This window comes from Vibrio sp. B7, from assembly GCF_963888765.1.
Taxonomy (GTDB): domain Bacteria; phylum Pseudomonadota; class Gammaproteobacteria; order Enterobacterales; family Vibrionaceae; genus Vibrio; species Vibrio anguillarum.
The window spans coordinates 1-10,417 of the sequence record NZ_CAWPKR010000017.1 but is presented as its reverse complement, the minus strand read 5'-3'; the positions used below and the strand labels follow the sequence as shown (position 1 = coordinate 10,417).

Annotated in this window: 14 protein-coding genes; 8 read left to right on the top strand and 6 right to left on the bottom strand. The window is 41.7% G+C overall.

The window, feature by feature from the left end:
- A partial coding sequence (locus AACV32_RS07920; protein ID WP_170895758.1) for an IS3 family transposase occupies positions 1–90 on the top strand: 90 nt, incomplete at its 5' end.
- Between the two features lie 40 nt (positions 91–130).
- Here AACV32_RS07920 and AACV32_RS07915 read toward each other — a convergent pair.
- Together AACV32_RS07915 and AACV32_RS07910 are read right to left on the bottom strand one after the other, a co-directional pair.
- Positions 131–421 carry a type II toxin-antitoxin system RelE family toxin gene (locus tag AACV32_RS07915; RefSeq protein ID WP_005377002.1) on the bottom strand — a complete coding sequence of 97 codons (291 nt, stop codon included), beginning with the start codon at positions 419–421 and terminating at the stop codon, positions 131–133.
- Entirely contained in the window at positions 411–659 is a 249-nt protein-coding gene (locus AACV32_RS07910; RefSeq protein WP_005377003.1) for a type II toxin-antitoxin system Phd/YefM family antitoxin, read from the bottom strand. Before AACV32_RS07910 ends, AACV32_RS07915 begins: the two co-directional genes overlap by 11 nt.
- Before the next feature lie 252 nt (positions 660–911).
- Here AACV32_RS07910 and AACV32_RS07905 point away from each other — a divergent pair, with 252 nt between their 5' ends.
- Complete coding sequence (locus AACV32_RS07905) at positions 912–1,118, top strand: DUF1289 domain-containing protein (protein ID WP_017048743.1); 207 nt, start codon at positions 912–914, stop codon at positions 1,116–1,118.
- A gap of 119 nt (positions 1,119–1,237) precedes the next feature.
- On the opposite strand, the gene AACV32_RS07900 is transcribed toward AACV32_RS07905, so the two are convergent.
- Positions 1,238–1,468, bottom strand: a complete 231-nt coding sequence (locus AACV32_RS07900) for a PAS factor family protein (RefSeq protein ID WP_013868597.1) — start codon at positions 1,466–1,468, stop codon at positions 1,238–1,240.
- A gap of 681 nt (positions 1,469–2,149) precedes the next feature.
- On the opposite strand from AACV32_RS07900, the gene AACV32_RS07895 reads away from it, so the two are divergent.
- Positions 2,150–3,037, top strand: coding sequence for a LysR family transcriptional regulator (locus AACV32_RS07895; protein ID WP_170895759.1), 888 nt, complete (start codon positions 2,150–2,152; stop codon positions 3,035–3,037).
- 43 nt (positions 3,038–3,080) lie between these two features.
- On the opposite strand, the gene AACV32_RS07890 is transcribed toward AACV32_RS07895, so the two are convergent.
- Positions 3,081–5,771, bottom strand: a complete 2,691-nt coding sequence (locus tag AACV32_RS07890; protein WP_170895760.1) for a bifunctional acetate--CoA ligase family protein/GNAT family N-acetyltransferase — start codon at positions 5,769–5,771, stop codon at positions 3,081–3,083.
- A 219-nt stretch (positions 5,772–5,990) separates the two neighbouring features.
- Here AACV32_RS07890 and AACV32_RS07885 point away from each other — a divergent pair, with 219 nt between their 5' ends.
- Together AACV32_RS07885 and AACV32_RS07880 are read left to right on the top strand one after the other, a co-directional pair.
- Positions 5,991–6,572, top strand: coding sequence for an SPOR domain-containing protein (locus tag AACV32_RS07885; protein ID WP_013867790.1), 582 nt, complete (start codon positions 5,991–5,993; stop codon positions 6,570–6,572).
- A 171-nt stretch (positions 6,573–6,743) separates the two neighbouring features.
- Positions 6,744–7,748, top strand: a complete 1,005-nt coding sequence (locus AACV32_RS07880; protein WP_017045559.1) for a D-alanine--D-alanine ligase — start codon at positions 6,744–6,746, stop codon at positions 7,746–7,748.
- Here AACV32_RS07880 and AACV32_RS07875 read toward each other — a convergent pair.
- Entirely contained in the window at positions 7,732–8,691 is a 960-nt protein-coding gene (locus AACV32_RS07875) for a tyrosine-type recombinase/integrase (RefSeq protein WP_017049543.1), read from the bottom strand. The two genes, AACV32_RS07880 and AACV32_RS07875, sit on opposite strands and share 17 nt — an antisense overlap.
- 102 nt (positions 8,692–8,793) lie before the next feature.
- On the opposite strand from AACV32_RS07875, the gene AACV32_RS07870 reads away from it, so the two are divergent.
- Both AACV32_RS07870 and yciH read left to right on the top strand, forming a co-directional pair.
- Complete coding sequence (locus tag AACV32_RS07870; RefSeq protein ID WP_013867787.1) at positions 8,794–9,165, top strand: DUF3319 domain-containing protein; 372 nt, start codon at positions 8,794–8,796, stop codon at positions 9,163–9,165.
- Positions 9,166–9,172: 7 nt separating this feature from the next.
- Positions 9,173–9,484 (top strand): stress response translation initiation inhibitor YciH, encoded by a 312-nt coding sequence (gene yciH, locus AACV32_RS07865; protein WP_013867786.1) that lies wholly within the window; start codon positions 9,173–9,175, stop codon positions 9,482–9,484.
- 137 nt (positions 9,485–9,621) lie between these two features.
- Here yciH and AACV32_RS07860 read toward each other — a convergent pair whose 3' ends face one another.
- Positions 9,622–9,990: a DUF3693 domain-containing protein gene (locus AACV32_RS07860; RefSeq protein WP_017049544.1), complete on the bottom strand. Its 369-nt coding sequence runs from the start codon at positions 9,988–9,990 to the stop codon at positions 9,622–9,624.
- A 185-nt stretch (positions 9,991–10,175) separates the two neighbouring features.
- Between AACV32_RS07860 and AACV32_RS07855 the strand changes: the two genes are divergently transcribed.
- Positions 10,176–10,373, top strand: coding sequence for a hypothetical protein (locus tag AACV32_RS07855; protein WP_094146970.1), 198 nt, complete (start codon positions 10,176–10,178; stop codon positions 10,371–10,373).
- Positions 10,374–10,417: the final 44 nt, after the last annotated feature.

Below are 10,417 nucleotides of genomic sequence, written 5' to 3'. Positions count from 1 at the left end.
ATCTTCGAATACATCGAGGTATTTTACAATCGCAAAAGAAGACACTCAGCGTTGGGGCATGTCAGCCCAGTTGAGTACGAAAGTATGTAGTTATGTACTGTCTACTTTTTGTGGGGTACACCAACCGCAATCAGTCATCTAACCTTTTCATGGCTTTACGGTAAACATCGCTACGTTCGCGCTTTCCAACTGCTAGGACGGTTACAATGATTACATCGTCTTCAACTTTGTAGACGAGACGGTAGCCTGATTGACGCAACTTAATTTTATACATGTTGTCAGCTCCAGAAAGTTTTGAAGCCGGAACATGTGGGTTATCTAAGCGCTCGATTAGCTTTTTCTTAAATTGTTGTTGCAGAGTAGAACCAAGCTTTTTCCACTCTTTGAGTGCGCTCTTTTTAAAGTCGAGTTTATAGGTCATCAATATTTACCGAAATGCTCTCTTCAGATTCACGCTCTTTAGCGATAGCGAGTAGTTCAAGATCTTCGAGTCTGTCCATCATCATTTCGTACGCTTCGGCAGGTACGCAATAAAATGCTGGTTCATTTCGGTTTAATACAGCAACAGGTTCGCCGTAAGCACTAGTTGCAACTTTCATAGGGTTAGCTTTCAACTCAGTAATGCTTGCAGCAACATCGGCTAAAATTCTAGTGGTCATATAATCGGTCTCTTAAGTGGTCTTTATGTTGGTCATTTTAGCCTCAACCAAGCGGTATAACAAGTTGCTTAAGAGTGATTCGCAACGCGTGGCATTTTTACTATGCGTCGGTTTATGTGTTTAAGGTATTATGCGGAGGCTAAGGTATTGCGTTGCTCACACCTTAGCAAGGCGTTATGCTAGTGTACGCCGAATTCTTTACTATGATTTCATTAATAAAGACTACTGCGGAAATGTGATAGGATTTTTGTTATGGAAGATAGGAAAATGAGTGAGGTCGAAGAGCCCAAGTCACCGTGTATTAAACAGTGCTGTTTAGATGAAATGGATATTTGTTTGGGATGTTTCAGATCGTTGAATGAAATTATTGATTGGCATTCTTCAACGATAATTGAAAAGAACAAGATTCTTATTGCATGCCGTCAAAGAAGGGAGTTGTCTCAAAAATCGAGGTTTTAGTTTTCTCTAAAAGTATTACTAGTGATAATTTTGTCTAAATTCGTTGAGAATTTGTTAGAAAATGAGCATATAAAAACGGCCCTTGACGTTGTGAGCCGCTGATATTTAGTAATGCAAGGCTAGTGCTCAGGTGTTTCTAGCAGCTTAATGGCACTTTCAACTGCATTATTGATCGCTTGGTCATTTTCAAGTTTTCCTGAACTTGCTGGCCCAAGGGCTCTAGAGTATAGAGCTAATTGTTTGTCCAAAGGCAAGCCCAACTGTTCATACAGATTTTCGCGAATTTTTGCATGTTGTTCAGGGTCTTGGTTTGCAAGGCTAATAAGAGTTTCATAAATAAGAGCTTTCATATCATGTCCATTTTATTATAGTTAACTTAGTGCGTATGGATTATAGCTGAGCCCTTAATGTAAATCTTGTGCAACAATCACATAACAAACGGCTCAAGAGGGATTGTCAACGCTTGGCGACTTTAGTGCAAAATTGAAGTTCAGTGTTTACAGTGGGTTTTTGAGTTAGGCGGTACGTTGTTAAACACCGCTGTACTTCAAGTAGGAAGAGAATATAACAATCTAGAGTTACGGATGTGATGAAAATTACCATTTTTCTTTATTCACGCTCTTTTTGAACTGAGTCGCTAAAAACGTTAGCAATACGTTAAAAGCTGTCAATATTTTTCTAGTCTGCTAGAATCGCGTTGTTTATATTTTAACCTTTAATTTTAAACACTTATCGAGGTTTTACATGGAGCTTGGATTAATCATCGTTTTTATCGTGGCTGCAGCGGTCATGGTTAAGAAAGAGATGTCAGAAAATAAGAAATAGACTCACTCATTGATAACTTTTCTACCCCTTTTTAAATGAATGTGTCTCAAAGCCAGTATTAAACTGGCTTTGTTATTTCTACGATTTTTGGTTCCAAACCAGTCCCCCTTGTCTATTTTCCATCCCGTCAGAGATACCATAGCGATGATAAATAAGGCATACTCGTTATTGCATATTCACTGCAATTTCACCAAAGGATGTCCATTTTGCAAAGTCCAATTACCTTAGAAGCGCTTCATATTTTAGATGCGATTGATAGACGAGGCAGCTTTGCTGCGGCGGCAAATGAGCTAAGCCGTGCACCATCATCGCTGAGTTATCAGATCCAAAAATTGGAACAAGATTTAGACATCACTATTTTTGACCGTTCAGGGCATAAAGCGACGTTTACTGAAGCCGGCTTGCTCATTCTTGAGCGGGGTAGAGCCATTTTATCGGCGACAGAAAAATTGGTGAATGACGCAACCTTGTTAGCGAATGGTTGGGAACTGGATTTGACGGTCGCATTTGACGGTATTATCCCTATTCATAATTTTTTCCCAATGGTTGAAGCGTTAGGTAATGTCAGTAAAACACGAATCCGTCTTCAAGAAGAAATTTTAGCGGGGTGTTGGGAGTCACTTTCAACCGAACGAGCCGATTTGCTGATTTGCCCACGTATCGATACGTTACCACAAGATGTAAAAGCAGAAACCATAGGAACTATGTCAATGGTTTGGGTAGCGGCCAGCTCGCATTACGTACACAAACGAAGCGGTGCATTTGATGAAGAAGCAAGGCAAAAGTATCGAGTGATTGCGATTGCCGATACCGCGCGTGACCAGCCTGCAATGAGCGTGAATATTTTGCAAAAACAGCCGCGCCTGACGGTAACTAATTTCAGCGCAAAATGTGCCGCGTTAGTGGAAGGGTTAGGTATTGGCACATTACCGAAACAGATAGCAGAGCCACTGATCGCCTCAGGTAAACTGAAAGCAATCAGCGGATCTGAAGATAAATCGATGCAGATCATTATGGCATGGCGGCGTAATAAAATGGGCGAAGCAAAGTCGTGGTGTGTGCAATACCTCAAGAAAAACTGGGTGCTAAGTTAAAATTTTGGGCGGATCGCAGTGATCAAATCTGATCGCTACGGCTTTATTCTGGTTTATTTAAGATCAGAACCATATCTGCCGTCCCATCTTCGAAATGCACTTCAATCTCAAAACCTAATTTTTGCGCTAGCGTCAACATGCCTCGGTTGGTTGGCATGGTCATGCCGGAAATTTGTAAGGTTCCTTTCAAGCGACAATAGTCGATGATTTTTTGCAGCAAGATTTTACCTAAACCTTTTCCTTTTAAATCCGAACGGATCAAGATGGCGAACTCAGCATCGCTATTCTCAGGGTTAATGAGTGCTCGCGAAACGCCAATAATACTCTCTTGATCATTGGTATGATCCACTGCGACAAAAGCCATTTCTCGGTCATAGTCAATTTGAGTAAAATTGGCTAAGGCTTCATGGTTAAACTCGCCGACATCCGAAAAAAAGCGTTTGTACAAATCTTCTTTTGATACGTTACGGATAAACTCTGCATGATGCGGCTCATCTTCGGGCAAGATTGGGCGTAAGGTAATGGCCGAATTGTCCTTTAGGATCACACTTTCTTCAAACTCACTTGGATAGGGGCGGATAGCTAATCTACTTTGTCCGTCACCTTGGTAATCTTTTAGGACTAAGTTGGCATCCAATATGGTGAATTGATTGCCATTGGCTAAAACCGGGTGAATATCTAATTCATCTATTTGTGGACATTCAATAATCATCTGCGAGATACGAACTAAAAACTCAGATAACCCATCAATATTCATTGGCTCTGGTAGTTTTTGCAGCCGAATTTTTCCGCTGCGTATTGCTCTGACAATCAGATAACGAGCGAGCGTCATATTCAGTGGGGGTAGTGCGGCGGCGGCATCGATTGATTCATCCCATTCTGAACCACCTTGTCCCAGTAAAATGACCGGGCCAAAGGTTGTATCAGTAATCACTTTGATCCTGAGCTCTTCGCCGCCAGCGAGCTTTGCCATTGCCTGAACCAATAACCCATGAACATTAGCGGAAGGATACGAGATCTGCGTGCGATCCAATATCGCTTGTGCTGCGCTTGCCACTTCGTGGCGGTTGCGTAGATTGAGCATCACGCCTTGCACATCTGATTTATGCGTAATATCGGGCGAACGCAATTTCACCACGACTGGGTAACCAATTTGCTCGGCAATATGTACCGCTTCACTGGCATCAGAAGCTATCCAAGTTGGTAATACGTTAAAATTAAAATATTTAAATAACTTACCTATTTGGTGCGTATCAAGGTGACGGGTAGGGTGTATGCCTAGTTGCTCCGCTATCCATTGCTGCGCGCTGTGTATTTCTGATACATGGACGGGTTCTGCGGTTGTCGGCGTTTCCATTAGTTGTTTTTGATTTCGACGGTACTCGACTAAGTGCATGAATGCCACCACTGCACTTTCTGGCGTTCGATAGGTTGGGATGCCCGCTTGGGTAAATATTTGTCTAGCCGGGCGCGCGGTAAGTTCTCCTGACCAATTGGTTAGGATGTTAAAACGTTTATGGCGAGGGTGCGCTTTAATGGCGTCGACCACCGCTTGAGCGGTTTGTTCAGACTGCGCAATCGCAGATGGGCTGTGCATAATGAGAATGGCATCGGTTTTATCACTATCTAGCAGCACATTTAGTGTATTAACGTAGCGAGTATGATCCGCATCACCCACCATATCGACCGGATTACTGTGAGACCAACTTTTAGGCAGGAACTGATTTAGTTTTTGATAAGTAGACTCTTCAAGATCGGCAAGTTTTCCGCCTCGATCTAACAAGGTATCGACGGCCATAATAGCTGGCCCGCCACCATTGGTAATAATAGCAAGACGTTCACCTCGCAATGGAACGGAGTGAGTGAGTGTTTCAACAGCGGCAAAGAGTTCATGGGTATTATTCACCCGTAACATACCCGTGCGTTGAATTGCGGAGTCATAAATAATGTCGAGTGTATTGTCTCCACCAGTATGTGCTTGCGCCGCTTTACGTCCAGCAAGCGTTCTTCCTCCTTTTAATACTAAGATTCGCCGGTTACGTGACGCGGCACGCGCTGCCGACATAAAACGGCGAGCATCCTTAATCGTATCAACATAAAGCAAAATGGCTTGGGTGTGTCTATCCGTGCTCAGGCAATCAAGTAAGTCAGAGAAATCGATGTCGCTGGCATTACCAAGAGAAATAAATGCTGAAAATCCGATCTCTTTGTCATTTGCCCAATCTAAAATCGTGGTACAAACCGCTGCAGATTGTGAAATAAAGGCAATGTTACCTTTTAAGGCTGTGACAGGAGAAAACGAAGCGTTGAAATTTAACCAAGGTAGGATCAGCCCTAAGCTATTGGGACCCAAAATGCGCATTCCTGCCGATTTTGCAATTCTAGAACATTGGGCTTGGATTTCGACTCCTTGAGCATCTTCAGTATACATATCAGATGAAAGTACGATGACGGAGCTGATGCCTTTATCTGCCAATTGCTTAAATAAGGTGACGTTGCGTGTTGCGTGCGTGCATAAAATCGCAATATCAGGGACGATAGGCAGAGATTCGATACTTTTGTAGGCCAATACGCCACAGACGGATGGATAATAAGGCGTGACAGGCATAATCGCACCATCGAAGCCTCCTTGAAGTAGGTTCTTCATCACAATATTGCCAGCACGAAGCGAGCGTACTGATGCACCAACAACCGCGATCGATTTTGGTTTCAGGAATGGATTTAAATTGTTCATGTTGATGAACCTTTCACTCACGAATTACCGTTAGCTTAGCGAACAAATGCTATCCTTGTTCACTATATTGGTTTGATTGTGATCATTACGTCGTGAGACAACTGCGACTTTGTGCCATAAATCACAGTACAAAGGTATATAATCACAAAGCGAGCTTGATTCTGAGCGTCGCTATCGGCATGATTTATAGTAATTTCTACTTAAGGCGTTGAACAATTCATGAAAAAAATCACAATTGTCGGTTTATCAGTGCTTCTGGCTGCCTGTGCATCTGATACATACATTACCGATGTCACCTCTGAAAGCCATCGTGAAGAGTACAAAGTTGCTCCGGTTCAGCAACCAGTAGTCGCTCAAGAAGGCATGGCTACTGGAATTTCTGAGAGCAATGTCGAAACGAATGTGGTGAAGATGTCTCCTAACGATACAGAGAAAAAAGTCGTTAAGATGAGCCCTCAAAGCAAAGCCGCAGTAGCGCTCATTCCACCGACAGCTAAACAGACGGCAATGAATCCGCGTTTTGGCTACACCATTCAGGTCGTTGCTGTTGGATCACAGAATAAAGTTGATCAGTTTGCCAGTAAACTGCCCAATTCTGACGGCCAACCTATTTGGGAAAATTATAAAGTAGTGAATGGAACCAAGTGGTACACCGTACTTTATGGTGACTACGCAACTCGTGCCGATGCTGTTGAAGCAATTAAAACACTGCCAACCGAGTTTCAAGCAATGAAACCTTTTGCCAAAAGTATTGATACCATCAAAAATTCGGAATTTCCGACACTCAATAAGTTGAACTGATTCTGGATTTTATCGCGAATAAATGATCAAAGGGGCTTATGCCCCTTTATTGCTTATAACTTAGCCTGTTACAACAGTAAAAAGGTTTTCCTTGGCTAAAACCGTGTAACTTCACACTGAATTGATTATCATGCTTTATAGTTTATTCGTCAGCAGCATGGACAGATTTTAATGACTCAAACAACAATCCTATTATTATGTGGTGGCGGTTCGTCAGAACATGAAGTTTCACTTGTGTCAGCCAACTATTTACAAGCACAACTTGAAAAAACAGAAGGTTTTCAAGTTATTCGCGTCGAAATGCGACCCGATGGTTGGTACAGTGAAAAGGGCGATCTGAGTTTCTTAGACACGAATGCTGCAACGTTGAATACCAATGGTGTTGCCGTCAATATCGATTTTGTGGTTCCTTGCATTCATGGTTATCCAGGGGAAACGGGCGACATTCAATCGATGCTCGAGCTGGCTGGCATCCCATATTTAGGTTGTGGTCCAGAAGCCAGTGCTAACAGCTTTAATAAAATTACATCTAAGCTTTGGTACGATGCGCTGGGTATTCCTAATACACCTTATCTTTTTCTTTCAGAAAATAATGCACAAGCGCATCAGCAGTGTAAGCAAGCTCTGGAAAAATGGGGAAGTGTGTTTATTAAAGCGGCGAGGCAAGGTTCATCTGTTGGTTGTTACAAAGTCACCGAGGTTTCACAGCTCAACAGCGCAATCGATGCGGCTTTTAGCTACTCGGAACAAGTTCTGGTTGAAAAAGCAGTGAAACCTAGGGAATTAGAAGTTGCCGCTTATCAGCTTGATGGTGTTTTATATCTTTCTAAGCCGGGTGAGATCATCGCACCAGAAGACGCATTTTATACTTATGAAGAAAAATACAGTGCGACTAGCCATTCGATGACTGAAGTGCAAGCTCAGAATTTAACCAGAGATCAATTAGAAATGATAAGTGATTGTGCTGCTAGGGTTTTTACCCACATGAAGCTTAGGCACCTTGCACGTATTGATTTCTTTTTAACCCCAGAGGGAAACATTTATCTTAATGAAGTTAACACCTTCCCAGGCATGACTCCCATTTCAATGTTTCCTAAAATGTTAGAGCATAATGGGCATAGGTTTCATGAATTTCTAGCTAATTGCGTGACAACGTCACTCAATCAAAAGGTTTAATGACCTTAAATTTCATCTGTTCACTTTCTGCAATGTCGAGCTTACCAATGTATTGAGCTGGCATTGCAGGGCTTAACCATCGTCCAAATTGCTGAATATCTTGAGTTTTATAACCTTGTTTCGCCAGTTCTTGAGCCGCACCAACACGGGTTGATTGGCCTGAAAACCTCAATTCAAATATGCCTAAACGTTGCCCTGCATGACGTAAGATACGGAAAATAGACGCATCATTTAAAGATCTATTTGAAATATTGCCATGGCGATCGATTGAACAAAACACAATGTTCGACTCTTTATTGAGTAATTGTAGCCACTTTTTAAGTGCAAGAGAGGCCGATTCAGAAAGATAATAATCGACATTTCCCACGATGATCTTCATTTGCCCATCCACAGTTAAGGCTTGGCCTATACTTAGTTTTTTAAGCTCACTTCGTTTCAAAGCACACTCAAACATCACATAATAGATGGCAAGATCGCGGATATCCTTTTTGTGAGATGAATGAATAAGTTGTATATCTAGTGCTAATAAATGTTTTTTCGTTAACGGTGTCGCTTGCTTAGCATCATCACCTTTCTCTCCTTTAAGACGAAACAAAGAAAGTTGAGTGAGTCGGTTTTGCGTGGGGTCTTTCATCGAAAGTAGGTGATGGATGATACCAATGGTGACCATGTAACGCCTGATAGTCGCGTATTTTCTCACACGAGCTTCCGTTTCGATAAATTGCCTAACAGCTGTTGTTGAGCCAGGAAGAGGAGTAACACATCTTATTTTGCAAAATGTAACAAAATGATTCCAATCTTTAGTCATGGCCAAAGCGGAGTTCTTCGAATATTGCCAATGTGTCAAATGTTGAAATTGTTCAAAGCAAACTGTGTCGGAAAATTCGGTAACCTTTTGTTTTAAAATCATAGGATCTGTGATGAGAGGGATGTTTTTTTTCATCTTGATGCACTATAACAATATGGTTTATCGATAAATATACTTGATAACGGTGAAGATACAATTATTATTTAACTAACCTATAATTAAAAAGACCAATAACATATGGCTATAGCGACGTATCGAGGATTTACCCTTACATCTGCGCCTAACTCTACAGATATATGGCAAGTTAAGATCAAAAACCATGTTTTGACTGGTAACCTTGCGGCAGTTAAAAAAAGCATAGACTGGTGGTGTGATACTGCCTCTATCATTGATCCTAGAGAGTTCAGTGCGGTAGGTAAGAAGAGAGAAGCTCCAAATGGTAAACAAGAGCAATTTGGCGGCTTTACACTGAAGAATGATACAGGTGAGCTCAATGGGTGGTATTGCTTTTTCAATGGTCGCTTAATCAAAGGTTCAAAAGTGGCTATTCAAAAACATATCGAAGCTTATTTGCTTGCAAAACAGAAAGCAGAACAATTAAAGAAGTAAATGATTTATGACACTTGTATATTCTACGGATTTAGGCCGTATCAAAGCTGAGCCTGAAGTTATAGAACGCCCTAAAGGTGATGGAGTGGTTAGAATCCATCGTCAAACAAAAGGGCGAAAAGGGAAAGGCGTGAGTATCGTGACCGGCTTGGATTTAGATGATACAGCACTAAAGCTATTCGCGGCAGAACTCAAGAAAAGTTGTGGGTGTGGCGGCTCAGTAAAAGATGGTGAAATAGAGATCCAGGGTGATGCTCGAGACAAAATTAAAGCTTATTTAGAAAAGAAAGGTTTCAGAGTTAAACTAGCCGGAAATTAACGTATTAATAACTAGAATGAAATCTTCGATTATCAGACTAGTTATTAGGTATTTTATGGTAAATACTGATTATGTTTAATGACTACATCCCTAGAAAGCGCACAAAGGTATGGCGCTTTCATTTTGCTATCATTAATTTAACATAAGATATATAATGCGCACTGTAATATGGCTTCCGTTTTGGTGCTAACCATTAGCGCCAATGCTCCGCAACCCATTGATATTGTTCTTAATCCTAGCCCGTTGTGCTTTTTTGCTATGTGTTCCCATAGCTGTTTTATTCTTGGGTTTTCGTTCCTGTCTGCATGACATCCGAGCAATGCCAGCTCTGGGTCTATTCCTGCTTGTTCCGCTAAAAAAACTGCTTCTTCATCAGATATATAGCGTGCACCTCTGCGCATTTCACCGATTCTTGACGCTTGTACATTCAAATCATGGGCAATCTGTTTGTCTTGTACATAGTTTTGAGCCTTTTTATAGGCATCTAACAGCTGACTCTGGTACATGGCAATCCCTCCGTTTTGATCATTCTAGCTCATTTCTTCCGATTCTTCGTATCTTGAACTTCCGGATAAACGGATTTAATCTTCCGTTAAATCGGAATTTACATTAGGTCGCTCCCTAAGCTTCTGGGGTGGCCGCTCAAACAACTTTAGGGCGTTGTCGGTTTTGTGTTGGTTGGGGCTTAATCATGGCTGCTGAAAAAATCTACTACGACTTAATGCCTGACAACTCCGTATCTGTCTACATTTCCGGCGAATGGGATTATTTCAGCTCTTACACTGGCCTTGTTAACTATCTCAACGCTCAAGGCTTGTATTACAAGCTGGTTGATATCACCAACACCACACTGACCGAGCGTCTGGCTATCATGGGGATTGAATCATGAAATTCGCCTGTATGGACTGTGGTACTAACTACGAATCTCCGGTT